Origin of the sequence: Ureibacillus xyleni, assembly GCF_900217795.1 — a bacterium.
Taxonomy (GTDB): domain Bacteria; phylum Bacillota; class Bacilli; order Bacillales_A; family Planococcaceae; genus Ureibacillus; species Ureibacillus xyleni.
Genome location: NZ_OBMQ01000008.1, coordinates 19141 through 44687 on the forward strand (window position 1 = coordinate 19141; position 25547 = coordinate 44687).

At 36.3% G+C, this 25547-nt stretch carries 26 protein-coding genes; 18 read left to right on the forward strand and 8 right to left on the reverse strand.

Annotated features, from left to right (window positions below; translation table 11 throughout):
- Nucleotides 1-13: 13 nt before the first annotated feature.
- The 5 genes from CRO00_RS12235 (at nt 14) to CRO00_RS12255 (ending at nt 7332) form a co-directional block, all read left to right on the forward strand.
- Nucleotides 14-340 (forward strand): hypothetical protein, encoded by a 327-nt coding sequence (locus CRO00_RS12235; RefSeq protein WP_237658410.1) that lies wholly within the window; start codon nt 14-16, stop codon nt 338-340.
- A complete protein-coding gene (locus tag CRO00_RS12240; protein ID WP_097073965.1) occupies nt 333-3995 on the forward strand; it encodes a multicopper oxidase domain-containing protein in 3663 nt (1220 codons plus the stop codon). Before CRO00_RS12235 ends, CRO00_RS12240 begins: the two co-directional genes overlap by 8 nt.
- The gene (locus CRO00_RS12245; protein WP_097073966.1) at nt 3992-4798 is read left to right on the forward strand and encodes an LSm family protein; all 807 of its coding nucleotides are present in this window, start codon (nt 3992-3994) and stop codon (nt 4796-4798) included. The genes CRO00_RS12240 and CRO00_RS12245 overlap by 4 nt, the downstream gene beginning before the upstream one ends.
- A 468-nt stretch (nt 4799-5266) precedes the next feature.
- A complete protein-coding gene (locus CRO00_RS12250; protein ID WP_097073967.1) occupies nt 5267-6625 on the forward strand; it encodes an aspartate kinase in 1359 nt (452 codons plus the stop codon).
- Nucleotides 6626-6783: 158 nt separating this feature from the next.
- Nucleotides 6784-7332 carry a DoxX family membrane protein gene (locus tag CRO00_RS12255; protein WP_097073968.1) on the forward strand — a complete coding sequence of 183 codons (549 nt, stop codon included), beginning with the start codon at nt 6784-6786 and terminating at the stop codon, nt 7330-7332.
- A 637-nt stretch (nt 7333-7969) separates the two neighbouring features.
- On the opposite strand, the gene CRO00_RS20180 is transcribed toward CRO00_RS12255, so the two are convergent.
- Nucleotides 7970-8113, reverse strand: coding sequence for a hypothetical protein (locus tag CRO00_RS20180; RefSeq protein ID WP_161946679.1), 144 nt, complete (start codon nt 8111-8113; stop codon nt 7970-7972).
- A 122-nt stretch (nt 8114-8235) separates the two neighbouring features.
- On the opposite strand from CRO00_RS20180, the gene CRO00_RS12260 reads away from it, so the two are divergent.
- The 3 genes from CRO00_RS12260 (at nt 8236) to CRO00_RS12270 (ending at nt 10716) form a co-directional block, all read left to right on the forward strand.
- On the forward strand, nt 8236-8760 hold the full coding sequence (locus CRO00_RS12260) for a tubby C-terminal domain-like protein (protein ID WP_097073969.1): 525 nt from the start codon (nt 8236-8238) through the stop codon (nt 8758-8760).
- An 18-nt stretch (nt 8761-8778) separates the two neighbouring features.
- On the forward strand, nt 8779-9003 hold the full coding sequence (locus tag CRO00_RS12265) for a thymidylate synthase (RefSeq protein WP_097073970.1): 225 nt from the start codon (nt 8779-8781) through the stop codon (nt 9001-9003).
- A 150-nt stretch (nt 9004-9153) separates the two neighbouring features.
- Complete coding sequence (locus CRO00_RS12270; protein WP_097073971.1) at nt 9154-10716, forward strand: Na/Pi cotransporter family protein; 1563 nt, start codon at nt 9154-9156, stop codon at nt 10714-10716.
- A gap of 25 nt (nt 10717-10741) precedes the next feature.
- Here the strand turns inward: CRO00_RS12270 and CRO00_RS12275 are convergent, their stop codons facing one another.
- From CRO00_RS12275 to CRO00_RS12290, 5 genes are all read right to left on the reverse strand, one after another.
- The gene (locus tag CRO00_RS12275) at nt 10742-11284 is read right to left on the reverse strand and encodes a GNAT family N-acetyltransferase (protein ID WP_097073972.1); all 543 of its coding nucleotides are present in this window, start codon (nt 11282-11284) and stop codon (nt 10742-10744) included.
- A 74-nt stretch (nt 11285-11358) separates the two neighbouring features.
- Nucleotides 11359-11535: a hypothetical protein gene (locus CRO00_RS20320; protein ID WP_202615670.1), complete on the reverse strand. Its 177-nt coding sequence runs from the start codon at nt 11533-11535 to the stop codon at nt 11359-11361.
- A 66-nt stretch (nt 11536-11601) separates the two neighbouring features.
- A complete protein-coding gene (locus CRO00_RS12280) occupies nt 11602-12717 on the reverse strand; it encodes a Ger(x)C family spore germination protein (protein ID WP_097073973.1) in 1116 nt (371 codons plus the stop codon).
- Entirely contained in the window at nt 12698-13807 is a 1110-nt protein-coding gene (locus CRO00_RS12285; protein WP_097073974.1) for a GerAB/ArcD/ProY family transporter, read from the reverse strand. Before CRO00_RS12285 ends, CRO00_RS12280 begins: the two co-directional genes overlap by 20 nt.
- Entirely contained in the window at nt 13804-15147 is a 1344-nt protein-coding gene (locus CRO00_RS12290) for a spore germination protein (protein ID WP_097073975.1), read from the reverse strand. Before CRO00_RS12290 ends, CRO00_RS12285 begins: the two co-directional genes overlap by 4 nt.
- A 139-nt stretch (nt 15148-15286) precedes the next feature.
- Between CRO00_RS12290 and CRO00_RS12295 the strand changes: the two genes are divergently transcribed.
- The 4 genes from CRO00_RS12295 (at nt 15287) to CRO00_RS20005 (ending at nt 16843) form a co-directional block, all read left to right on the forward strand.
- Nucleotides 15287-15757: a hypothetical protein gene (locus CRO00_RS12295; RefSeq protein ID WP_097073976.1), complete on the forward strand. Its 471-nt coding sequence runs from the start codon at nt 15287-15289 to the stop codon at nt 15755-15757.
- Nucleotides 15758-15878: 121 nt separating this feature from the next.
- The gene (locus tag CRO00_RS12300) at nt 15879-16058 is read left to right on the forward strand and encodes a hypothetical protein (RefSeq protein WP_097073977.1); all 180 of its coding nucleotides are present in this window, start codon (nt 15879-15881) and stop codon (nt 16056-16058) included.
- Between the two features lie 244 nt (nt 16059-16302).
- A complete protein-coding gene (locus tag CRO00_RS12305) occupies nt 16303-16494 on the forward strand; it encodes a hypothetical protein (protein ID WP_097073978.1) in 192 nt (63 codons plus the stop codon).
- A gap of 274 nt (nt 16495-16768) precedes the next feature.
- Nucleotides 16769-16843: a conserved phage C-terminal domain-containing protein gene (locus CRO00_RS20005; RefSeq protein ID WP_141396973.1), complete on the forward strand. Its 75-nt coding sequence runs from the start codon at nt 16769-16771 to the stop codon at nt 16841-16843.
- Nucleotides 16844-17478: 635 nt separating this feature from the next.
- On the opposite strand, the gene CRO00_RS12310 is transcribed toward CRO00_RS20005, so the two are convergent.
- Nucleotides 17479-19215 carry a methyl-accepting chemotaxis protein gene (locus tag CRO00_RS12310; RefSeq protein WP_161946680.1) on the reverse strand — a complete coding sequence of 579 codons (1737 nt, stop codon included), beginning with the start codon at nt 19213-19215 and terminating at the stop codon, nt 17479-17481.
- A gap of 845 nt (nt 19216-20060) precedes the next feature.
- On the opposite strand from CRO00_RS12310, the gene CRO00_RS12315 reads away from it, so the two are divergent.
- Together CRO00_RS12315 and CRO00_RS12325 are read left to right on the forward strand one after the other, a co-directional pair.
- A complete protein-coding gene (locus tag CRO00_RS12315; protein ID WP_097073980.1) occupies nt 20061-20492 on the forward strand; it encodes a BrxA/BrxB family bacilliredoxin in 432 nt (143 codons plus the stop codon).
- A gap of 976 nt (nt 20493-21468) precedes the next feature.
- Complete coding sequence (locus CRO00_RS12325) at nt 21469-22254, forward strand: class I SAM-dependent methyltransferase (RefSeq protein ID WP_097073982.1); 786 nt, start codon at nt 21469-21471, stop codon at nt 22252-22254.
- A 318-nt stretch (nt 22255-22572) separates the two neighbouring features.
- Here the strand turns inward: CRO00_RS12325 and CRO00_RS12330 are convergent, their stop codons facing one another.
- Complete coding sequence (locus tag CRO00_RS12330; RefSeq protein ID WP_097073983.1) at nt 22573-23331, reverse strand: SH3 domain-containing protein; 759 nt, start codon at nt 23329-23331, stop codon at nt 22573-22575.
- A gap of 305 nt (nt 23332-23636) precedes the next feature.
- Here CRO00_RS12330 and CRO00_RS12335 point away from each other — a divergent pair, with 305 nt between their 5' ends.
- The 4 genes from CRO00_RS12335 (at nt 23637) to CRO00_RS12345 (ending at nt 25525) form a co-directional block, all read left to right on the forward strand.
- A complete protein-coding gene (locus tag CRO00_RS12335) occupies nt 23637-24245 on the forward strand; it encodes a YpjP family protein (RefSeq protein WP_097074095.1) in 609 nt (202 codons plus the stop codon).
- Between the two features lie 106 nt (nt 24246-24351).
- Nucleotides 24352-24714, forward strand: coding sequence for a hypothetical protein (locus CRO00_RS12340; protein WP_097073984.1), 363 nt, complete (start codon nt 24352-24354; stop codon nt 24712-24714).
- A gap of 301 nt (nt 24715-25015) precedes the next feature.
- Complete coding sequence (locus tag CRO00_RS20560; protein ID WP_272914316.1) at nt 25016-25147, forward strand: hypothetical protein; 132 nt, start codon at nt 25016-25018, stop codon at nt 25145-25147.
- Nucleotides 25148-25333: 186 nt separating this feature from the next.
- Complete coding sequence (locus CRO00_RS12345) at nt 25334-25525, forward strand: ABC transporter permease (RefSeq protein WP_097073985.1); 192 nt, start codon at nt 25334-25336, stop codon at nt 25523-25525.
- Nucleotides 25526-25547 lie beyond the last annotated feature (22 nt).

Consider the following 25547-nt stretch of genomic DNA (forward strand, 5'->3'; position numbering starts at 1 on the left):
AGGATGAAGATGAGTGTCAGATGACTTAGCAAAAATCGCAAACGAACTGGGAGACGGAATGATTAATATTAATAATGTACGTCAATCGGTCGTATCAGGATATTTCCAAAAAAATCGTGGAAATAGAGCGTTGTTACTAATTTTCCAATTCCCATTTTTAATCATAGGAAAAATTGAAGGAGTTGTCAGTGATTACGTAGTCATTGAAGCAGAAGTTACCAATGTAACGGAGCTTGACGGAGAAAAATTCCGCGTTCACATTGACGATATCGAAGTATTCTATATCGAACAGCCTGGAAAACCAAAAATTCCAGACATACGGAATGGTAAGCATGATTAGAAAGTTTCATATCGTAGCAATTCCAATACGCATTGTCGTCAATCGATTTGGCGACCACGATCCAGACGGCATGATGTATGTGCTGAAAGAAAATGAAAGTCTCATTAAAAAGAAAGTAGACTTAAATCCATTCTCAACAGTTGATGAAGTCGAACCACTTGTAATCCGTGCCAATGTTGGCGATGAAATTGAAGTATTATTTGAAAATCAATTGCCTTTTCATACGGGGATGCATATTCAAAATGCAGAATATGATGTGATGACCTCGGATGGAGCATTTGTCGGCCTAAATAAAGACACAACCGTGGCAAAAGGAGAGACGATTCTTTATAAATGGAAAGTATTTGAAGAAGGCGTCCACTTTTTCGTTGACTTAGGTAATCCTTTATCCAGTGAACAAGGAAGCAACGTACATGGTTTATTTGGGGCGTTGTTTGTAGAACCTCGAGGATCTTGGTGGACAGATCCCGTGACAGGAAAACCGATTAAAAGTGGTACATTTGCGGATGTTCATAATCCACTATTGCCATCATTTAGGGAATACGGTTGGTTCTTCCACGATGAAATGGAAGTGGATGATTTAACAGGGCAAAAACCAATTAGTCCTCATACCCTTCAACCCGAGGCAACCCACTTAGTCAACTACCGTGCAGAACCAATGCGCAATCGAATGCGATTAATCCAAGAAGGTGTTGTTTGTCCGGATTGTGAAGGAGAAGAAGTTCATCATGATTCCTGGGTATTTGGCGACCCGGATACCCCGATATTACGTGCATATGTAGGCGACCCAATCAAAATTCGTCTCGTACATGGCGGCGCACAAGAAACCCATTCCTTCCATTATCATGTTCATCAATGGTTATTTGAAGCAACGGATGTGGATTCCGAAATTGTCGATGTACAGGCAATTTCCCCACAAGTACAATTTACCGTTTCCCCGATGTATGGTGCAGGTAGTCTGCATGGTGCTATAGGTGATGCTATCATTCACTGTCACCTTTATCCACACTTTGGTGAAGGAATGTGGGGAATTCAGCGCACATTTGATACATTGCAAGATGGTAGTATGTGTTATCCAAATGGTGTACAAATTAAAGCACTACAACCGCTACCAGATCGACCACTTCCTCCAAAACCAACGCTTGATCGTCCAGGATTTCCAAACTTTATTCCAGGGATTCCGGGATTCAAAGCGCCTCGTCCACCACTTGGGATTGAAAATGGCAGACAACCAACAAAAATCGAGCGCAACCATTTTGCCCCGAATGCTGTCCCTGGTGCTGTGTTTGTAAATCCAGCTCCAAAAGATGCACCCGTTCGTGAATATGATGTTGTCTTAATGCAAATGCCAATCGTTTATAACAACCAAGGCTGGCACGATCCAGAAGGGCGGCTCTATGTCCTTGCAGAAGATGAAGAAGACGTAAGATGCGGACGGAAAAAACCAGAACCCCTTGTCATTCGCGCAAATGCCGGGGAAGTCATCCGTTTTCGATTTACAAATAAATTACCTGAAACTGTTGGTGGCAATGCCTTCCAATTAGTGAACAGAACGTACGAAGCCGGCATGCATGTGCATTTCGTTAAATTTGATGTGTTAGTAGCAGATGGGGCAAACGTTGGATGGAATTATGATTCGAGTGTCTTACCAGGTGAAACAATCGAATATCAATGGTTTGCCGATGTGGAATTAAAATGTACGTTCTGGCACGACCATTTATTCGCTAACGAACATCAGCAACATGGTGTTTTTGCAAGTATTAACATCCAAGCAAGAGGTTCAGAATTTTTAGACCCTTACACAGGAAAGGAAACAAAATCGGGTACGCAAGCAATGATTACAAATAAGCTAATCCCAGATTTCCGTGAAATTAACTTATTCGTTCATGACTTTGCTTTACTATTCGATAAAGATGGATGTCCATTAAATCCTCCTCCATTCCCAGGTTCGCCGGATGACCCGGGTGTAATGGGCGTGAACTATCGCAACGAACCAATCCAATTCCGCCTGAAAGAACCAGATTGCGACCCAGCTTACGTCTTTAGCTCGTGGGTACATGGAGATCCGGTGACACCAATCCTTGAAACGTACAATGGCGACCCAGTTCGCGTACGATTAATTCAGGGTGCTCATGAGGAATCACACAGCTTTAATCTTCACCGCCAAAGATGGCATCGGGAACGACCGGATTTAGATTCAGAGCTAGACCAACAACAACATACCGCTATCGCTGAAACCTTCACGTTAGAATTTAATATGGAAGGTGAAGGGGACTACGACATACTTTATCATTTTGGTTCTTTAGATGATATTTGGTTAGGGAACTGGGGCATTTTCCGTTCCTACGAAAAACGAGTAAAACATTTAAAACCTTTACCGGACCGTACACCACCGAAAAAACGAGAAATGCCTCTTCCTAAGAAAACCGGCAAAGTACCTCCAATGGCAAAAATTCATGATGACTTACCACCACATGCAAAAGTGCGTAAATACGATGTGGTCGCATTAAATACTCGTATCGACTATAACGATGCAGGTGAGCATGACCCATTCGGCATTGTCTTCGCACTTAAAAAAGACGTAGACGATATTTTAACCGGCAAATTAAATCCTGAACCGCTCATTATCCGCGCGAACGTGGGCGAGTACGTCGAAATAACTTTAACGAACTTGTTGTCAGGTAAAGATCATCATAATGGCCGACATGGTTATCCAGAAGTACCCGTTGATGCGTTCTTCCCACCGTCAAAACGAATTTCCATGCATGCCCAGTTAGTGGAATATGATGTTCGCCATTCCGATGGTGCGACAGTTGGCTTTAACTATGACCAAACGATTGGACCTGGTGAGAGTATCACATATCGCTGGTACATTGATCAAGATATTGGAGCTGTAAACCTTTGGGATATGGCAGATATTCGAAATCACCGACATCACGGCGCATTTGGCATGTTAATTGCAGAACCTCGTGGAGCAAAATATTTACACTCTGCAACGAGAAAAGAAGTTGAAACAGGTAGCCAGGTGATTATTTCATCGCCTCTACTGCCAGAGTTTCGCGAGTTCGCTTTGTTAATGCATGATGGCGTGCGACTTCTTGATAAAAACGGCGACCTCATCATTGACCCAGAACCACTTCTGTTTGGAGACGATATTGAAGTAGAAGAAGAAACACCGGATTTTGAAGATCAAGGTTCCAGAGGCTTCAACTATCGCAATGAACCATTTAGAAACCGTGTGAAAAACTTTAACGATATCCACAAAGTGTTCAGCTCGAAAGTTTTCAAGGACCCAAGTACACCACTATTTTTAGCTTATCAAAATGACCCTGTTACATTCCGATTTACATGCCCTGCAGATCGTCCAAGGGCGCATTCATTTGCACTACATGGGCATAAATTTTTAAGAAGTGAAGATGACTTAAATTCTTCGATAATTTCTGTCAGCGGCCAAAAAATCGTCGGTTCGAATGATGACTATCATCTATTCTATGGAGCGGGTGGCTTATTCGGAAAAGCTGGCGATTATATGTACCGTTCAGGGCTAATTCGCTGGGATGTTGAATTAGGTATGTGGGGAATTTTCCGGGTATTAGATAAGCAATCAGATAAACTCGCCCCGTTAAAAAAATATGTAGAAGGTGTTCCGAAATGAAGCGTTGTAACACATGTAAGAAGCGCAAATGTACGTGTCAAAAAATAATCGACATCCTATCCCCATCCGATAACCAGCCACCTAAAAACCCAACTGATTTATTCGGTTCACCTTTTAATTGTAGAAAACAGAAAAAAACACGTCGCTTTGCTTCCCCTAATAGTCCATTATCCGTAAAAGAATTAGATGAGTTGCAAGCATGTATCGAAGAAGTAAATGATTTGCTAAGATCTCTTGGTTCCGAAAGCGACCCTAACAATACACGCCAATTACAACTTCATTTTTTAGATTTAAAAGGGGTGCTTGTTAGTGCGCAAATTATTACGGATGAAGACGAGGAAATCGAAAGCGATAGTTCTAAACATCACAAAAAAATAATAAATTTAAGCGGTAGAATTGCAACAGCAGGCCGAGATTTTCTACAAATTAATGAAGTTGGTTCGTCAACATTCATCTTATATAGACATTTATTATCTGTAACGCGTGTAGATGATTGCGATGAATCAAGAGAGCCAGAATTTATTGATGTAAACCAAGAAACAAGAAGAGAACTCGCTTTCAATTTCGGTCAGTTTGTCGGAAAAAATCCAGACCTTGTAAATTTATTTTTCGGGATTCGGTTATATCTTTTCCTAAAAAAATATATAGGAAAAGATGTGCAGGTACATCTATCCAATGAGTGTATCACGGGCACGTTAATAGAAACCGATGAAGGAAAGATAACGGTAAAAAATAAACTTGGAGAAATTGAATTAAGTATAAGCGAGATTTTATATTTGGAAGTCATGGATGTAAAGTCATAGTAGGAAAGTGAGATAACAATTATTTCTATCTTGCGTAAAGGCAAACTTGTTATATAATTAGCTTACGAAATAGGAAGAAATCACTTTTCTAAATCATTAAAAATAGGAAATCGTGTACATCTATTAAACGGTGTACACGGTTTTATTTGGCATTTTTTTAACTATTGTGTAAATAGGCAAACATGCTACCGTCTAATGAGAAATTACATATAATAGAATGACCTGTAAAAAACTTTAGTTTCTTTTAGACGAGTTGAAGGTTTGTGGACATACTTTCCACTTATAGCTTTTTTGCATTGACTAATATTATGGATATGAACGTAAGCAAGAAGTATTTAACCGCTTTTTGGTAAAAATATCGTCATTTTCTTTAAATAGACTTGACGTGTGTTTCTAAAATTTGTACACTGTGAACAATCAAATGTTTTTTCGGAAAATACAATTTTGAATAGTAAGGGATTTGGTGAAATGATAGTATGTAAATTTGGTGGTACATCCGTTGCAAACGCCGAACAAATTAAAAAAGTCGCAAACATTGTAAAATCTAATCCTGATAGAAAGATTGTTGCGGTATCAGCTCCAGGTAAACGTTACAGTGAAGACATTAAAGTAACGGATCTTTTAATTGATTTGGCGAATAGCGCTTTAAACAATGGTGATGTTGCAGGGAAACTTGCAAATGTCGTAAACCGTTATAAAGAAATTACGGATGAACTTGGCTTAGATAACACAATTTGCGATGTGATTGCAAATGACTTGCAAGAACGTGTCGCTTCTGATAAATCCAAAAAAGAATTATTTATCGATAATTTAAAAGCGAGTGGAGAAGACAATAATGCAAAGCTAATTGCTGCTTATTTCAACTCTATTGGCATGAAAGCAAAATATGTAAGTCCAAAAGATGGGCTTGTAGTAAACGATTTGCCAGAACGTACAATGGCACTTCCTGAAGCATATGACAACTTAAAAGATTTAGCAAAAGGTGATGAGATCGTAGTATACCCAGGTTTCTTTGGTTATACAAAAGACGGTATCTTAAGAACATTCGACCGTGGTGGATCTGATATCACAGGTTCCATCTTAGCTGCAGCTGTAAAAGCAGACCTTTACGAAAACTTCACGGATGTAGACTGTGTATTCTCTGCAAACCCAAAAGTTGTCAACGATCCAGTGGGCATCACGGAAATTACGTATCGTGAAATGCGTGAATTATCTTATTCAGGTTTCTCTGTTTTCCACGACGAAGCATTAATGCCTGTGTATCGCCTTGGAATCCCAGTTACAATTAAAAATACAAACAATCCATCTGCACCTGGTACAAAAATTGTGCCAACTCGTCCATTAACAGGTCGTCCGGTAACAGGTATTTCAGCAGATAGTGGTTTTTCAATTTTGTATGTGTCTAAATATTTAATGAATCGTGAAATTGGCTTTGGTCGCAAACTTCTTCAAATTATTGAAGAAGAACACATTTCGTACGAACACACGCCATCTGGTTTAGATGATATTTCAGTAATTATTCGTTCAAACCAATTAACAGCAGGCGCGGAAGAACGAATCATTAAACGCGTAAAAGAAGAATTGCATGCAGACGATGTATACTTCCGCCATGGCTTCACATTAATTGTCATTGTTGGAGAAGGTATGCGTAACAATACAGGTCTTGCTGCACGTGCGACTTCAGCAATCTCAAGAACTGGCGCCAACATCGAAATGATCAACCAAGGTTCTTCAGAGGTAAGCTTAGTATTTGGCGTTATGCAACATAGCGAAAACCAAATTTTACGCGCACTGTATGATGAATTTTTTGCACCCATAACAGTTTAAAACAAAATTAATTTAAAGGTTCTATTGGAATTTTTCCTATAGAGCCTTTTATTTTTTTCAAATTGGTGAACAAAAGAAATGGAAAATTATTAACAATTTGTAAAAGATATGGAAAAGTAAACTAGGTGCATTATAATATTGGCAAAGGAGGGAACATAATGGCGCAAAACGAGACAGTTTATATAAAGGAAAATCCAATCTCCCGGTTTTTATTAAGTGACACGCGTTCAGGTTGGCTGTGGTTAGTCGTTCGTCTATATGTGGGCTACGTTTGGCTAAAAGCAGGTTGGGGGAAAATACATAACGATGCTTGGGTCGGTGAAAATGGAGGTGCCGCAGTAGCAGGCTTTGTGCAAGGAGCCATTGCCAAGTCGATTGAAACGAAGGATGTTTCTGGCTGGTACGCTGCATTTTTAGAAAACATCGTGTTGCCAAACGCGAAACTGTTTGCCTTTGTTGTAGCATATGGGGAAGTACTCGTAGGCCTTGGCTTAATATTAGGCTTATTAACAGGCATTGCGGCATTTTTTGGCTCCATGATGAATGTCAGTTTCTTATTCGCAGGCACAATCAGTACGAATCCCATTCTATTTATTTTAGCAACCTGGTTAGTCCTTGCCTGGAAAGTGGCAGGCTGGTATGGTCTAGATCGCTGGGCATTACCAAAGCTAGGCACTCCCTGGAGCAAGCTCGATTATGATGAATAGTCTTTGTTCATAGCTTCTCACGGTTTTTGCGTGTTGAAGCTTTTTTAAATTGGCGTTTTGCTCGTTCGGCGGCGGGTTTTGTTCACAAATGATTATCATGAGCCGGATGAACGACAAAACCCCGCGTGAACTTAGTTGAAGTGACGTTCATGAGCTGGATAAACGACAAAACCCCCGGCGAACCTTAATTATACTAGTATCATTAACGTGATGAAGACGAAAATGAGCATGGAAGTTGGTAAAATTTGAATTCATCGTACTTATGAAGATGCTGTAATTACAATAAAACGGGTATTCATTAACGCGATGAAGACGAAAATGAGCGTAGGAATTAGAAAAACTGGTATTCATCGTGCTAATGAAGAAAGAAAATTGTTGTAATTACAACAAAACTGGTGTTCATGAAAGCGATGAAGACAAAAATGAGCGTGAAAATTAGGAAAACCTGTATTCATCGTACTAATGAAGACAAAAAATTGTTGTAATCTTAATAAAAGTAGAATTTACTAAAGCGATGAACACACTAAAATTAGCGGAGAGTCCACATAAACAAGATAAACGACAAAGCACAGTGGAAATTATTTGAACTTCATAGCTGCGTCTTGTCCATTCGGCAGTGTGTATTCCCTCCTTAAGCTCAACGTTTTGACCATTCAGTACAGTGATTTGCTCCCTCAACGTTGCGATTTGACCATTCAGCACAGTGATTTGCTCCCTCAACGTTTTGACCATTCAGCACAGTGATTTGCTCCCTCAACGTTGCGATTTGACCATTCAGCACAGTGATTTGCTCCACTCATCCCACTTTTTGTTCATTCCGCAACACGTTTTGCTCACTCAATCATTTCAAAATTCATGTATAATAAAAGGTAAGAAATTTACAGCTAGCTTTAAGGAGAAACCATGCACACTTTTCAATATACTCATCCAAAACAAATCGACTTTACAGATGACATTCCTATAAAAAATAATGCGGGCGAAATTGTGGCGATATCAAAGCGCATCTATGACAACCCCTTGAAAAAAACAATGGATCGACTTTTCGATTATCGATATTTCCTTAAATATCATATATACAATCCGAGTGGTGACCTCCTTTTTACAGTAAAAAAAATTAGCCGGAAAGGGAGACTTTGGTATGAAGGTCATGACACCACCAATAATAAACAATATATCATCTCCTATGAAAATTGGCGTTTAGGCGTTCCAGAGTTGTATATTACAGATGGCAACAAAAAAATCCAACTAAATAAAGAAATGGAAGATTGGTCACAATTTATTTTCGACAATGAAGTTATCGCACAGTGGAAAGCCGATTTTGTAAACGATCAATTTCAGATGACCTTCACAATCGATGAAAAAAGCCCCATCCAAAATGTCGCAGTATTTATCGGTATTTGCCAGGCTGCACTTTTTGTAGGAGCTTAACCAAAGGAGTTTAAAAAAATGAACGTAATTTTTGTACTAACAAAAACGGGTGAGGAAGTGCTTGAGATGGTATCCAATGATGTGGCAGGGTTGCTTGCTGCCGTGAAAGGAGAAAATGTGACTTTCCCATTTGGTAGCTTTCAATACGACTTTCATACATTAGACCACTACCTTGTCGATAATGTATATCGCCAGGAACTTGTTATTTATTTAAAAGAGGAAAGTGAAACCAATCCATTGTGAACGCCCTCATAACAGAGAACTTTGCCGAATATACTTATCTATTACAAGCACAAAGAAAATAAAAATCCACAAAATCCCTTCTTTTCCATAAATCCCATAGCAATATATGTTAAAATGTATTTTTAGTCACGAAAAAGGAGGTGATTGTGAATGATTACGGTATTTGGCGGAATTGGCATATTTATCCTAGGAATGTCAATGCTGACAAATGGCTTGAAAGAAATCGCAGGGGAAGCGTTAAAAAAATGGTTAAATAACTTTACGAAAGGTACATTTTCCTCGCTTTTCACAGGACTTTTCATGACGATATTAATGCAATCCTCCACTGCAACAACGCTTTTAACGGTCGGGTTTGTGAGTGCAGGGTTAATTACCTTTAGTCAATCAATCGGGGTGATTATTGGCGCAAATATTGGTAGTACAAGTACAGGATGGATCATCTCGCTTCTTGGCTTCAAAATTAGTTTGCAAGCTATGTCACTGCCAATTATTGGTATAGGAGCATTTATGCAGTTCATTGCCCCGTATAATATTAAAAAGTACGGTGGGGTATTAGTGGGGTTTGGTCTCCTATTTTTAGGAATTGATTTTCTCCAACAAGGGATGAATTCGGCACATGATATCATATCCTTTGAATCGTTAAATACAAATTCTATTCTTTCAAGTTTTCTATTAATTCTCATTGGGATTGTGATGACCATCATCATGCAAGCGTCCAGTGCATCGATGGCGGCGACGTTAGCAGCCTTGTTTTCAGGGGCAATCGACTATGAGCAAGCAGCCTATCTAGTTATTGGACAAAATATTGGAACAACTGCTACGGCTTTATTTGCTTCCATTGGGTCATCCATTGCCGCAAAAAGAACGGCCATTACGCATTTGTTGTTTAACGTCATCACAGCAATCATTGTGACGATTTTCTTCAAATACATATTACAATTAACAGAAACAATCACGGTATTACTTTCAGGAAACTTTGACGAAACGTTGGGCTTGGCGATTTTCCATACGTTATTTAGTGTGCTTGGGGCCATTCTTTTTGTTCCATTTATAGGTCCATTTGCGACATTCCTTCAAAAAATATTGCCAGAAAAAGAAAACGCGTTAACAAGAGACCTTGACTCGAATTTAGTGTCTGTCCCGTCAGCAGCATTAGAAGTTTCATATAAAACGTTAATTCAAATGATGAAACAATTAACAAGGGCTTTGTTAGAATTAATTGAATCGAAAAAAGTACCACCTCATTTTGATAAAAAACTGAATGAAGTGGAAGAAGCAATTGATATTACGCGGAAATTTTTAGATTCTGTCCAATCAAGCTCAACGAAAATCCGTAATAAACATATTGATATCATTCATGCCCTTGACCATTTACATCGGTTGGTAAATGTTTTTAGAGAAAAGCAAAAGCTTGAAGCTATTCATTTACATGGTGCCATTATGAATCAATTACATGAGACGATGTTTATGGTAGAGGCTTATTTTGAAGACAATGAGATAGTTGAAATTGAAAAAATCCTAGAACAAGATTCACAAAAGATGGCAGAAGAGCGCAGAAAACGACGCAACGAATATTTAGAACGATCGGTTGTTAATGAAACGCAAATCGATGTTGCCGTTTCCAAGGTACAGTCCATTCTTTGGATCGATCGCCTCGTCTATCATTATTGGCGTGCATCTGCGCGGTTGGCGAGTTTTCAAGATGATGAGTAGTTAAAGGTTATGGTGTTTTCGGGCACTATAACCTTTTCAAATCTGTTTTCAGCTTGGAATACATATTCAAATCTATAAAACGGCCCTTCGATTTTTCACTTTGCCTCAACGTCCCTTCAAAGGTGAAATGTAACTTTTCTAAAACTTTTATGGAATTGATATTTTGAGGTTCGACTTTTGCTTCAATTCGATTAAGCTCGAGGGTGTTAAAAGCATAGTCTAATAAAGCAGTAATGGCTTCCGGGGCATACCCTTTGCCCCAATGAGTTTTCGCAAGATCGTACCCAATTTCCGCTTTTTCATTGTCAAAATCCAAAGAATTAAACCCACAAGAACCGATAATTTCACCGCTAGATAACTCGATGATTGTATATCGAATCGCCTTTTCTTCTTCTGCTAGTTCATTCAAATAGGTGATGATTTCGATTGCTTGGTTTTCGTTATGAAAATTGTCTATATTCATGTATTTTGTTACGTCCGGGTCCGACCAAATGTTAAAAAGATTTGTTGAATCGCTAATACTCAACTTCCTTAAATGCAATCTTTCAGTATATAAATTGGTTTCCAAATTTTCCCCTCCCTTACCAATATTATAAAAGAAAAAAACTCAAATACTAGAGTTTCTAGTACTTGAGTAGATCATTAAAGATTTTCATTTTGTTGTTTAATTTCGTCGCCGGTAATTGAAATGTTCGCTTCTTCCATTTTTTTATGTTTATTGACCGAGTTTTCCAAAGTTGTTTTTAAGTTCATTTCATTTTCAATTGTAATTTGTTTCTTTTTTGGGGCCGTTGTTAGAAAAATATCGTCCTTTTCCACTGAAAATCACTCCTTTAGAAAAGTTTTTACGTTTCGTTCCGTACTTATACTTATATCAGAATATTATTATTGGATAGAACCTGTACTTTTGAGGGATGCCGTAACTTTTATATTCACTTCTGCATTTTTGTAGGTTTCGTTCCACTCCTCTATACTCATTCTTTTATGATGAAACGTTTGAGCCTTATATTTTAAACCAAAACCGATTGGATCAAGGCCTTCTGATTGTAGTTCATGAAAGAAACTTTCTAAATTCTCTTTCGCTTCCTTTTCCAACAATTTGCTATATTTTGGTAAATCCCGGCTATTCAGAGCATTTTGAGATTCCACTATATAACCAATTAACTCCACATTTACATCAAGGGAAAATTTGTTATTTCCTTGCTTCTTCACTTTATTTTTCGCCTTTATCGTATCGATTTTTGCAACAAAATGTTCGTTCCCTTGCTTTACTTCAATATCTGCAATTTTCACATTCATGGAAAGGGAATTAAAGATAAACGTATTTAAAGGATCTAATTCATATGGGGTTTTTCTGTTCTTTAACACAATCGACTTATTTACGGTAAAGGTCGATTCATTTTCACTAATTTCCACGATTGGAATAATTGGATCAAGGCCATTTTCCATCATCCTTCTTCTATAGTCGAATAAAAACATGGTCACAATATAGGGGCTTTCCGTACCGTTTCCATCAAAATAGTTATAAAGGGATGGATATGCTGCCGTTTCTCCTTTAGGAACCATTGTGACAATTTCTTCTGCATTTGGTCTACCCACTGTAACCCAAGAAATGAGTTGAATATCAGGTCTTCTTAACAGAAAATCTAAAACTTCTTTATTTTTATTTTCCTTTACTAACTCTTCTCCCAATACAATGAGCTTCAAATGACCAAAGTCTAATTCTTTATCGATATGAGTTTCTAAAATTCGTATTGCTTCGCTAATTGTCTCTGCTGTTTCAACAAGGTAGGTGTAATTCGCTTCTGGCTTTTGTCTAAAAGAACTAGTCGGTACAAATAATTTAAGAGTTACTTTAAAAGGTTTTTCATTATCATCTGAATGATCGATACCAATCATTGAAACAAAAACATCCTTATCAATGTCTTTAAATTCTTCACAGCCGGAGAGAAAAAATAGTATTGAAAAAATAATTAATAATTTACTTTGTATTTTTTGCATACTTCATCCTCCGTTTGATATAGAAAAATACAATAATCATAAAGGGGAAAAAAACGGATAAGGTAATATTTAAAAAGCTGGATAGCCGGAATAAATGATATTCGTTTATCACTTGAACAAAATACGTTGAAATTAAAGTAAATAGGGTAGGCGGTATGAATATTCCTAAGTTAAACCCTCTATACTTAATCTTTTCAAAAGTGAATAAATATTTTAAATATTCCACAGAAACGTGCCAGTGGATGAGCATGCTTAAAAAGGCGATACATAAATAAAACAATAAAAACACAAATAAAACGCGTTCAATTAAGGAGTATTTCATTCGCAATGAGTCGCTCGTCTGTATCCATGGATAAATGAGATGATCAATATTTTCAGTACCATGAAAACCGATTGGGACAAAATAAGTTGTAAATAAAGTAGAAACTGTTATAAGAAAAATTGTAATAATCTGCTTCCAACCGAATTTTTGTTTGATTGTGAAGAAACGGTTAAAAATAAAAAGATTGGCAACCCCAAGAAACAAGTAAAAAGAAGCGGTGAACGATTCAAAATTGGGCATTTGGTTGATATATAATGCCGCCTCTTTTACAAAATCCCAATTAATATTTGGGTCTGTGTATGCTTTTAAAAAGATGTAGATAATCAACGGGAGTGTTAAAAGCAAAACAATTTCAATTGTATATAATACTCGATCCGTTTTTATGAAACAGCCTAAAATGACAGACAATATGATTGATAAACTAATCAGTACAATTGGCATTTCGGGTGTTAAGTAACGGATTAAAAGGAATGTAAAAGTAATTAACGTAATCATCCCGGCAAAAAACCATACGACCGCCATGATAAAAATAAGTGGGGCATAAAACCATTTCGCAGTAGTTTGTTTTAATAAATCTGGCAACGTCTGTCCGGGAAATTGAATAAAGAACTTTGCATAGACAGTGATAATAATTGTTCCCGTAATCGTTGCAATAATCATGGCGGATATAGAACCGTCATTATAAAAATGTAAAAGAATGTAAGGGACCGATGCGATGATATTTGCGACCATATTAATTAAAATGATATAGTAAAAATATCTGCTCAAGCTTGTCCCTCCGAACGCTTCTTAGATTTCCTGTAATTATAAACTCTTAAATATGGCTCACCGAAACTGTCCAAACTTACTAAATACATAATAAAGACAAGGAACCCTAATGTAAGGCCCGCTAAACCGAAAATAGTTGTAATCAATATTAATAAAAACCGTACAATTCGAATTGCGAAAGCCATTTCATTCACTGGAATAACGAAGGTGGAAATGGCCACGGCAGACACGATAATAACCATAATATTCGATGCAAGGGAAGCTTCCGTTACAGCCGTTCCAAGAATTAACCCTCCTACAGTGGTAGCCGTTGCACTAACCGCTTTTGGTAATCGTATACTGGCTTCAAGTAATAGTTCCATGAAGAATAGCATGAATAGCACCTCTACAAATGAAGAAAACGGAACCCCCATCCGACTTCCCGCAACGGTTAACGCGAGCTCTGTACGAAATACTTCTGGTGCAAAAGAGGTAACCCCAACATAAATACTGGGCAGAAGCAGGCTAATGAAAAATCCTAAATACCGAAGCATTCTTAGAAACGTTGAAATAACAATTGTATGGTAATCATCTTCCATCGTAATCATAAAATCGAAAAAAACGACAGGTGCTGCTAAAGATTGTGAACTACCATCTTCTAATATGATAATTTTTCCCCCGCCGATGTTATAGATAACGCGGTCTGGTCGTTCTGTCATAACCATTTGGGGGAACAAAGAGAAGCGTTTATCATTTAAATAATTATTAAACTGATTAGCAGCCGAGATCAGTTGTTTATCAACCCTTTGAATCTTCTCACGGATGAGTTTTAAAGCTTGCTCGTTGACTTTTTCTGAATCGTAAACTAATGCGACTTTTTGTTGATTGACTTCACCATAAGACATATATTCAATGTTCAAAGTGGGTTGTCGATAATAGGACCGAATCAAGTTAATATTCGTCATTAAGTTATCACTTAAGGCTAATTGAGAACCATGGATTGTCATTTCTACCGAAGCGGATGATACGGCATCGTTTTTCGATAATTTCAGTTCGATTAATAATAATTCATTGTCAATTTCCAATAAGATATTGCCATTCATAATTTCAAGAAGAGCCTGCTCTTTTGAGGAGATTTCTTGGTATTGCGGCAATGCCTGTACATATAATTTATATTGATCCATATTTGACATTTCAAAAAATGGTTTAAGTAATATTTTTTGAAGCAGTTCTTTGTCAATCAATGATTTGATATACATGTAGGAAATATTTTTACTCTCGTACTCCAATGTCTTTTGTGTTAATTCATTAGTATTAGCAAATTGCTCATTAATCCACAAAAGAGTTTCCTGCGTATTCATACAGTTTTCCCCAATCTTCTAGAAATAAGAACCAATCATTAGGGTATCCAATTTTTGTGAAATAATGCATTTCAAGTGAGAAGCATACGTAAATTTGGCATAATATTTTGCTATAATATTCTAGAAAGAGGTTGATATCATGTTAATCATTACTGAAAATAAGTTAATCGATGCGCTTGAGGAATATTTTACAGAACACGGATTTTCGGTAATTACAAAGGCGAAAAATCGTGCACCAGGTATTGACTTAGCGCTTTTTAAAAATGGGGTAACGCTTTATATTGAGGCAAAAGGTTCTGTCAGAAATGAGTACGATACCGATCCAACTATTAAACCATTTACGCGGAATTCAGTTAGAAACTATGTTCGAAAGCAAATTACTAAGTTGATGGAGCGGGAAGAAAAGGGGGATGGTAAAAATGCTTTCTATATCGCTGCATGGCCTGAAACCCCAACATACAGAGAGGAAGTAAACAAAAAAGCGAAGGCATTATCCAGATTAGGCTATCTTCATTTTTGGGTGCAAGAAGATTGGTCAGTTAAAATTGAGGGGCCAGAAGCGGATAAGCTTAGTCAATTCGTGTTTAAGGAAGTCATGCAAGAGTTGTAGATGATTTTTTTGAAAATACAATAATTTCAGATATAATTACTATTTTTATAGTAAGATAGCAAAAACATATTGCAGACAACATCCCTTTTAAGATTTAATATAGTCTTAAAGGGGGATTTTCATGGGAAGCAGCTGGGAAAAGTGGGGGATTGTGTCGAGTGCAGTTGAGGCGAAAAGACCATGTAACTGTGGTGCGGGTGAGGTACTAATCATGGTTGAAATTGAAGATTCCAACGAACAACCACTAGGGAAAATCAAGGATCGATATCTTAAGATTAATTGCCCCAATAAATGCGAATAGTGTACTTATATAATTTAGTTGCGCTTGCAGATAGCGTAGCTTTTTTATTTTGTTAAAAAATGAAGGACATCTCAATATGATGATTTGTCTCTATATTTATATAATTTTTGAAGAAAGAGAAAATCGCTATCGACAAAAAAATTGAATTTCCATGTCTCCCTACTTCAAAAAAATGGCTATATATTAAGTAACTACAAATAGTGTTAAACTCAGGCAACTTTTTCTATAGAGAAGGGTGGAGCATATGGCAATTAGAAAAAATGACAATTATACGGTTTTAGATTGTGGTCTTTTAAACGATGCAAGATGGAGCTGGAAGGCAAAAAGTATTCTTGCCTACATGCTGACTATGCTAGTTGATTGGGATTTTTACGTGGAGGAATTAGTGAAACATGGTTCGGACGGGGAAAAGCATTATCGTTCTGGAGTTAAATGAGCTAAAAGAATGCGGCTATATAAAGCGATTTCTGGTCTATGAAGCACCCCCAAAACTACTTTCCGAAAATGTAAATGTAAGTAACCAAAATCCAGCTTCTCTTCATCAACAAAACGAAGGCCTACTAAATACTGATTTATACTAAATACTGAAAGACTAAATACTGATAAAAAAGATATTGCCCGAGTTAGCCATTCTATACAAAGCAATCTAAACGAACAAGCAAGCACAAACTATCGACATACAGAAAACTTGAGAATTAATCAGAGTAAGAATGAACGAAGGGTTTACGGTTGAAGATTTCAAAACGGTTATCGATAACAAAAGAAGCGCATGGCTACATGAATAAGTTTCTACGCCCAGAAACACTATTTGGAACAAATTTAAATCGAATTTGAATGAAAAAGTGGATAGGAAACATGTGAAACCAGAGTGAAATCACCATGTTACACAGTTTAGTGATGGGATAAATTTTTAGATTTTTTATCAGACATCCATCCCCATTATGCAGATTAATACAAAGAGTTTTGTAAAGGATACCATAAATTAGTACGATAGTTGCAATGAAGCCATTGAATAATAAAATCTTGCAACATAAACATATGACTGTAGTTAAACACCGAATCAAATAGATAAGGGGAGAATTTACAATAATGGAATTTACATTAAATTGGGGGTTTTTAAAACATAGCAAAATTAACAGGCATCTAGAACATAATCAAACTAAATTGATTACTCTTGGAAGTTTAGATAAAACGAATGATATTGGTAAGTATGTTTGATTAGCTCTGTATATAAAGTATTTATTCGTAGTAAAAAACTGTTTTCCACTTTATTATCGTATTAATAACAAATTTCTCATCTTTGTTTTACTTATTTTTGATACTGTTCACTATAACTACTATTGTAGTTGTCATAAGAAAGCACCACCTTCACATACAAAGAGGGTGCTTCTTAATTTATATATGTTACTAAATTACTGTTTTAAGATGATTCAATTGAAAAGTTATTAAGTTTATTTTCTAGTTCTTCAACCATTAAAACTAGGTCATTTGTTGCTTCATCTAGCGTATCCATTGATTGTATTTGATTTTTTGATTCTGAATGTAAATCTGCAAATCTACTTAAAGACCTATTTGCAACATTGGAAATTTGATCAACAGTTGCATTTACTTCTTCTGAACTTGCAGACATTTGTTCAAATGCTGCAGATATTTCTTGGATTTCTTCACTAACATTTTCAGTAGCCTGTACAATATTTTGTATTATTTCTCCTACTTGATTAATTATGTGTTCCCCTTGATTAACTTCATAATTACCTGTTTTCATTTTTTCTACAGCATTATTTGTCTCACTTTGGGTTTTTTCAATTATTGCTGCAATTTGAGAAGTGGATAATTGAGATTGCTCAGCCAATTTTCGAACTTCTTCTGCTACTACTGCAAATCCTTTACCATATTCACCAGCTCTTGCAGCTTCAATGGCAGCGTTTAAAGCTAAAAGATTAATTTGTTCTGCTATACCTGTTATTACAGAGACAATTGTACCTATCTCCTTTGAATGATAGCCAAGCTGTTCAATCACACTAGCGGTTTCACTAGCAGTCTTGCTAATTACTTCCATTTGATTTGTTGCCTTCTGAATTAAAATTTGCCCTTCCTTTGTCTCCCTTAAAGTTAAATCTGATTTTTCCGCAACTAATAATGACGATTCTGCTACCTTTTGTAATCCAATAGCCATCTCTTCCATTGCTTTTGCACTTTCAACAGAGCTATTTGTTTGCTCTTCAAGATTTTCTGAAACTTCATCAATTGTAGCTGCAAAAACTTTTGTTGAATTTGTTGTATCTTGAGCGATTTTAATAAAGTCATTTGATGAGCTTTTAACTTTCTTTGTAACTTCAGTAACATCGGTTAATAGTCTTTTTAGGTTAACTACCATTTGGTTGAAATCGTTACTTAATGAACCAAATTCATCTTTTGTTTTTACAGGAATCTTCGTATTTAAATTTCCTATACTTACTTGGTAAATACCTTCAGTAATTTCTTTAATAGGTGCTATTATTTTACGAGTTCCAAAGTATTGAAACAGACATAGTAGAAAAAGGCAAATTACTATTCCGGTAGTAAGGGAATATATAAATTCCTTTTTAAAATCATTGATTATACTTGCATCTACGTCCACTCCTAATACATATATTACCTCACCCTTTTGATCTAACATGGGAATAAGTGTAGATTGCCATGTACCAAACTCATCACGATATATTTCGGTATGTACGATTTTTTTTGATTTTATAGTCTTTTCATATGCATCTGTTAGTTCAGTTCCAGCAGTATAGACTGCCCCTGGAGGTAAACCAGCTTTAATAATATTTGTGGGAACGGATATCATTAAAACTTCCCTATTATCATTCACGAATTTACCATCAAAAATGTATCCCTGTGAAACATCTGGCTCCAATTCATTTAATAATTCAAGTTGATTCATTAATTTCTGTTGTATAGGACTTGTCACTTCTGGATTACCCTTTGCCTCGAGCACATCATTAACATCAAATACGCTATTCCACAATTTTGCAATTGATTCAGACCTATCTTGTATTAAACCAACCGCCATTTGATTTTGAACAAAATAGCTAACAAATGCGGTAGTTAATCCAACTATAATAATCGTTGTTATTGAAAGTAATAGACTTTTTTTTAAAACTGATTGTTTCATAAACAAATATTTCCTCTCCCATTAAATTGCCCCTATTTTCAGAAATCATAATTACGTTCATTCCTTCACAATTGCATTCTTTTTTAACGAACTTTTTTGCTCAGAACTTTGTTAACAAAAATAGTTATCAAACTGATTTTAAGTGAACTTAGTTGACGAAAAATCTAATACCTATTTACCTCTTAATCTTGTTAGTAAAGTTTTAAATGATCTTTCATACTAAGATCGGCAAATATGATAACGAAGACAATAACCTAAAAAAACATCAACTACCCAACTCCCTTATGATTCCTGACACTGATTATCATTCATCACATTTTTGTACAATTACATGAAAATCGACAAATAACTAAATAGTAATTAATTCTTGTTTTGAGCTGTTTAATAAACCTCCCCTTACACTTTAATATAAAAAACTAACTAACATTCGTTAGTCCATAACTTTATTATATGCATTCTTCTAAAAATTGCAATAAAGACTAGGTACTTTGACTCCATTCTTAGCCGATAACTCTAAATATCGACAGGTACTTCTGGCTTAAATAACGGTATAATAATCAGTTTATTTGACCTGATTCATATTTATCTATTAGGTCATATTTCGTTTTAAAAATCTAACCGTTATGATTTAACCGTTCTAGCGATATTGCTTTCCATGGCTTACTATCACTCATAAATTCACCAATAACATACGTTGCAAGTCGGAAGCACATCCTCAGACAATAGTTTTCCCACAACTATCAAACACCTCCATCATTTATTTCTAGAAAAGTCTAGTTCCTGTAAATTCCCCAAAAGTCTTGATATAATAGGATTTGTGAATAAATACGAAAGAGGGCGAATGTATGAACGCTTACGATGAGTACATGAGAGGGATTGTTCAACCAATGCGCCAAGAGTTAGTGGATGCAGGGTTTACAGAATTAACAACTCCAGATGAAGTGAATGAATTTATGGCAACCGCAAAAGGCGTGTCACTAGTGGTAATTAACTCTGTTTGTGGATGCGCGGCTGGTTTAGCTCGTCCAGCAGTTCGCAATGCCATTGGGGAAGTAAAGCCAGATCATTTAGTGACAGTTTTCGCGGGACAAGATCGTGAAGCTACTGAAACGATGCGTGCTTTCTTTGACGAGGTTCCACCAAGTTCACCATCTATCGCAGTTTTACGAGACGGTCAACTAGAATACTTTATCCCACGCGACCAAATCGAAGGCCATCCTGTCGAACAAATTACAGACCATTTAGCAGGTGTGTTAAAACAAGCTTGCGACCAATAGTTGTAGGCAGAAACAGGTAGAGGATTGCTTCGACAACAATCCACTCCTTCACTTAAGAGATATCTTCGGGTGTCTCTTTTTTTATGATGAAAATGAAAAAGAAAGATCCCTAAAAAATAGAAGCCACTGAAAAACTAAATACCGATAAAAATTTATAGTAATTATTTGCTTCTAAATAGAAGGTGGGATTCACTTCGCTTTCCACGGGCTTGGCTTCAGCCTCCTCGTCGCAAGCTCCTGCGGGGTCTTCAGCTCAAGCTGTTCCCGTAGGAGTCTTCGTGAATCCCACTTCCTAAAAGATCTGAGCGTATTTTTATTATAAAAATTTATTAAAATCGACTTTTTCAGTGCCCTAAAAAAATATAGGAAATCTTTCTATGAGCTAACCACCATTAGTATATTTCATAAAGTAAATGAAATATACAAGTAAATCATGGTATGAAGTTAAAATTATCCTTTTGCCGCAACGTATATGTTAATGAATTTTGTCTTCAACCAGTCCAATTAATATTTTTAATCCAGTGAATCTCTATAAAAGCACACATCTTTCTGTTATCTAGGTGAAAATTTCTATTATCAGCGAACGTTCTATAAACGCAGTCGATTTTTCTATTAATCGCACAAAATTTTCTATTAACTAGGTGGAAATTTCTATTATTACCCCGTAATTTTCTATTAACGAAGAACTTTCTATTAATGCCCTCGATTTTTCTATTAATCGTACAAAATTTTCTATTATGAACCCGAAATTTTCTATTAACACGAAACATTCTATAAACGCCCTCATTTTGTCTATAAATTATCTAAAAATTACCATTACCCCAGTGAAACTTTCTATTATGAGCAAGAAATTGGCTATTAATTATTTTCTTAGTTGAGGTTTTGATCACCATTTTGCATCTGCCCCAATAAAAACTATGGTAGAATATCAGAAAACCTTACATACATTAAAATCCGCAAAAACTAGGAGGTACCCATGCGCCCAATTACCGTTGTCACAACAGCAGGCCGCCCCGATGAACTATCCATCACATTGGCTCAGAAAGCATGTGAGGAACTAGGCGTGCGATTCGAAGAGAGAAAAAAACGCTCGGTAGTCAAAATCAGTGAACAGCTAAACGCGCATGTCATCGTAGCTGGGAAAAATCGCTATGAGTATTATCCGCAAGATGCCAAGGCGCCGTTCTTTTTTCATCCTAATTCTGCAGCTTTTCGGTTAAAACGAGTGGCAAGAGGGGAACATGATCCTTTTTTAGATGCTTGTCAACTTGAAGTGGGCAATTCATTATTAGATTGCACATTAGGAATCGGCTCTGATGCGATGTTGGCTGCCTTTCAAGTTGGGGAAGAGGGGACGGTTGTTGGATTAGAAGCTGATCCAAATGTTGCCTTCATCGTTCAAAATGGAATGGCTACCTACGATACAAGCGAATTGCCTTTAACTTCATGCATGCGCCACATCAAAGTCATTCAAAGTGAAGCGGTGGAGTTTTTACAAAAACAACCGGATAATGCTTTTGATGTCGTCTATATGGACCCGATGTTTGAAGAAGTGATTGAGGAATCGAATAACTTTGAGGCGCTTCGTGATGCAGGTGAACATATTAATCTCACCGAAGAATGGGTGCGTGAGGCAATCAGAGTGGCGAAAAAACGAGTTGTGTTAAAAGCGCATTTTCGATCCACCTCATTTGAACAATTTGGATTCAAACGGGATATTCGGCTTACTTCAAAATTTCATTATGGGGTAATTGAAAAGTGAATTTACTTTACAACGAAATCGTGTTATAATGATATTTGTGCTATTTAGGTAGCAAATAAATAAATTTGGCGTTTCGCTAAAGTTTTTGAACATACTTATTCACACTGGCGCAAGTAGAGGCTTGCAAGGACGTAAAAGTAGGATGGGTTTACGTTGCTTAAGTTAGAAAGCGTTTAGTGGAATTTTACCGTGGCTGATTTGATGCATAGTGCATCTAATATAAAATTCCCCTGATGATAGGGTTGAGACTTAATTTATTTATATGTTGCCTTAAATACTAAAGGGGTGTCGATTCAATTCGGCACCCCTTGTCTAATTTTATTTTACTGATACTAATTCCGTTGTTATGTTTCCATTGCCATCTGTCTCTTTAATGACGCCAATTCCTTTTGCAAAGTAGATTCTACTGCCATTGTCGTATCGAATAATGACCACATTTTTAAATGTTCCCGCTTTTACTTTGATTGTTTTTGTTGTGCTTTCAACTAATGCTTTTTTAAAGACAGTATCTGATATTGGGCTTTCAGAGTAAGGGAATTCTGTGTAGCTACCCTGTTTAAACGGGATTCCTAAAATGAATACTACCCAATCCGATTCTCCCATCGCTAAACCGAATAGTTTACGATTCTCATATACAGCTTCGTAATACATGTAATAATGATATTCGTTCGCAACATCATTTATATACGTGATGTCAGCATCCTTTTTTACCTCAAATGTATATTTCTCGTTCGTGCCAAATAATGGGCTATAAGTTAGTCTTAAACCTTCTTTAGGAGTTAGTGCACCTGTAACAGGAGTGGCTTTCGGATTCTTCTTCGTCAACGCACTCGAATAAACATACCCCTTTTTATCCCCTGATTGTATGTATGAAAATCCCTTAGATGAAGATAATACAGTAACTTTCGAATGATTTTTTACCGTACCGATTTTTTCCGCATTTTGTTTCGGTTGTGCACGAAGAATAATGTCACTTTTCGCATTAACGTACATTGTTGTTGTAGTAGCAGCTTCCGTCTCTGAAAAAACGAATGTTGTGCTAAAAATGAGTGCAAATATAATAATAGCTTTTTTCAAAATACTTCCCCCTTTACCAATATATTACACTTATCAACAAAAAAAAAGAACTACCCAAATAGTAGTTCTTCAAAGTAATATTAGTCCGTGAAACACATTGAAGTTAAATAAGCTAATAATAAAAATAGTCCGATTCCAATACTAATACTTGCCATTATGTAGTACCTCCTTTATATAAAAAAAACGCTGGCTTAATTCCTTTTTTATTGTACAATGAATTACAAAAAGATGAAACCTTTTTCATTATGAAACGTACCTATTAATAGTAGGATTTAACAAATTTGTACGAGATTGAAGGTGATTCCATGAAAAAATGGTGGCAAAAAACGCTAGTCATATCTGTGGCATTGTTAACATTTGGTTTAATCACACCTAACCATGAAATTTGGGATGCTTTAGAAAATGGACAAGCATCGAATAATTCTCAAGGTAGTAACATCCAAACGAATAATCAACCCAATACTCAGATATCCGCAGTTGTCGAACAAGAAATTTCAACAGAAGATGAATTACCACAGCAAACGATTGAATCTATATTATTTGCGGCAAAAGAACAATCATACATAAAATTTGGATCCCGCATCGCACCTGTTATTGGCGATGAATTTGAAGACCGCATTTTCCCAAAAATCGAGGAAGCCATCCAACAAACACTTACTCGTATGGATAATGAGTCAATTAAATATTTATCAATTTCTAACCAACCAAGTCAAAATGGAGAAAAAATCTTCCATATTACAAATGAAGAAGATGGACAAGATTTAATTCGCTTCCACGTACGGACTGAAAAAAGACCACAAGATGGCTTTTATTATAATTTCCACTACCATACAGTAGAAGACCAATTCGTTGCCCACCATACACTTGGCGATATTTACTGGAGCAAAAACACTCCGCCGAAATGGTTATCCTAATTGAAGTTGAGCACCCGTATCGAAAACGGGTGTTTTTATTTTGGGATAATCTGTTAAAAGTTAAACATTTAGCCGAAATATATAATAAAAGGTTAGGTGAAATAGAATGGATGTTCAAATAGGAAGAGGCAGGGAACTAAAAATATTTAGCCCGAATCACTTATCAGATGATTTATTTTTGCATAAAGCTAAAAAGTCAAAAGCAAAATATGAAATCCGGAAAGAACATGGTTATATACGTCATTACGTAACCAAACCAAATGGCGAAGTAAAAATGATAAAAGAAACAAAGTTACCTAAAGCGCAGGAAAATGAACAAAGTGCTTTAAACATGAAAAGTGTGATTACTGAAATGGTGATGGATCAACTAGGCAAAGTGTTGGATAACGAAAAAATAAATAAGTTTTCCAAAATAGGATTATGGGCTCAAAAAGAAAAACAGATTGAAAAATACGCTAAATGTATTTAATAAGACCTAACACTCGTTAATCCTAGGGCACTGAAAAAGTCGATTTTAATAAATTTTTATAATAAAAATACGCTCAGATCTTTTAGGAAGTGGGATTCACGAAGACTCCTACGGGAACAGCTTGAGCTGAAGACCCCGCAGGAGCTTGCGACGAGGAGGCTGAAGCCAAGCCCGTGGAAAGCAAAGTGAATCCCACCTTCTATTTAGAAGCAAATAATTACTATAAATTTTTATCGGTATTTAGTTTTTCAGTGGCTTCGTTAATCCGCGGGTGTTTTTTAATATTTAAAGAGGTGATGTTATGAATACAAATAAACAACAACCGTGCAAAGCTTGCGGAAGCACGACATTTGCAAAAGGCATCGTCAAAAATGGTCACGCAAAAATTATGCCAATCGATAAATTTCTAAGCACTGGATCGTTTAAAAGTTGAAGATCCAAGCAAATTTTGATTTCACTTAGTATGAAACAAATCACGCGTTCACAAAATAAAGTTAGAACATTTTTCATCGAAATTGCGTAAATTAAAAATAATTAAAAAATATTTTTTGCATATGGATGAAAATTTGTTCATAAAAATGTAAAATAAGAGATGTAATACAATTTGAGGAGGATGCCGATGATAACCGGTCAGTTAGAGCGAGCGTTTCAATTAGCAGAGAAACATAAACTCGACGTAAGCACAATTTTAGAATTAAACAAAATTATTATGAAGGAGGTCAATTCATCTCCTAAAGTGGAAGAAAAAATTTTACAACAAATTATCCAGATCCTTGTGAACAACAAGCAATTCTTAAAGGAGGCAACATAACAATTGCAAGCACAAATTGAAT

What these genes read in the sequence shown, in the direction of transcription:
- CRO00_RS12315 (WP_097073980.1), top strand. Translation starts at nt 20,061, where the DNA reads ATGAACGCTTACGATGAGTACATGAGAGGGATTGTTCAACCAATGCGC.
- CRO00_RS12310 (WP_161946680.1), bottom strand. Translation starts at nt 19,215, where the DNA reads ATGAAACAATCAGTTTTAAAAAAAAGTCTATTACTTTCAATAACAACG.
- CRO00_RS12255 (WP_097073968.1), top strand. Translation starts at nt 6,784, where the DNA reads ATGGCGCAAAACGAGACAGTTTATATAAAGGAAAATCCAATCTCCCGG.
- CRO00_RS20560 (WP_272914316.1), top strand. Translation starts at nt 25,016, where the DNA reads ATGAATACAAATAAACAACAACCGTGCAAAGCTTGCGGAAGCACGACA.
- CRO00_RS12250 (WP_097073967.1), top strand. Translation starts at nt 5,267, where the DNA reads ATGATAGTATGTAAATTTGGTGGTACATCCGTTGCAAACGCCGAACAA.
- CRO00_RS12345 (WP_097073985.1), top strand. Translation starts at nt 25,334, where the DNA reads ATGATAACCGGTCAGTTAGAGCGAGCGTTTCAATTAGCAGAGAAACAT.
- CRO00_RS12260 (WP_097073969.1), top strand. Translation starts at nt 8,236, where the DNA reads ATGCACACTTTTCAATATACTCATCCAAAACAAATCGACTTTACAGAT.
- CRO00_RS12295 (WP_097073976.1), top strand. Translation starts at nt 15,287, where the DNA reads ATGTTAATCATTACTGAAAATAAGTTAATCGATGCGCTTGAGGAATAT.
- CRO00_RS12265 (WP_097073970.1), top strand. Translation starts at nt 8,779, where the DNA reads ATGAACGTAATTTTTGTACTAACAAAAACGGGTGAGGAAGTGCTTGAG.
- CRO00_RS12300 (WP_097073977.1), top strand. Translation starts at nt 15,879, where the DNA reads ATGGGAAGCAGCTGGGAAAAGTGGGGGATTGTGTCGAGTGCAGTTGAG.
- CRO00_RS12325 (WP_097073982.1), top strand. Translation starts at nt 21,469, where the DNA reads ATGCGCCCAATTACCGTTGTCACAACAGCAGGCCGCCCCGATGAACTA.
- CRO00_RS12305 (WP_097073978.1), top strand. Translation starts at nt 16,303, where the DNA reads ATGGCAATTAGAAAAAATGACAATTATACGGTTTTAGATTGTGGTCTT.
- CRO00_RS12335 (WP_097074095.1), top strand. Translation starts at nt 23,637, where the DNA reads ATGAAAAAATGGTGGCAAAAAACGCTAGTCATATCTGTGGCATTGTTA.
- CRO00_RS12340 (WP_097073984.1), top strand. Translation starts at nt 24,352, where the DNA reads ATGGATGTTCAAATAGGAAGAGGCAGGGAACTAAAAATATTTAGCCCG.
- CRO00_RS12280 (WP_097073973.1), bottom strand. Translation starts at nt 12,717, where the DNA reads ATGCAAAAAATACAAAGTAAATTATTAATTATTTTTTCAATACTATTT.
- CRO00_RS12245 (WP_097073966.1), top strand. Translation starts at nt 3,992, where the DNA reads ATGAAGCGTTGTAACACATGTAAGAAGCGCAAATGTACGTGTCAAAAA.
- CRO00_RS12290 (WP_097073975.1), bottom strand. Translation starts at nt 15,147, where the DNA reads ATGAATACGCAGGAAACTCTTTTGTGGATTAATGAGCAATTTGCTAAT.
- CRO00_RS12240 (WP_097073965.1), top strand. Translation starts at nt 333, where the DNA reads ATGATTAGAAAGTTTCATATCGTAGCAATTCCAATACGCATTGTCGTC.
- CRO00_RS12270 (WP_097073971.1), top strand. Translation starts at nt 9,154, where the DNA reads ATGATTACGGTATTTGGCGGAATTGGCATATTTATCCTAGGAATGTCA.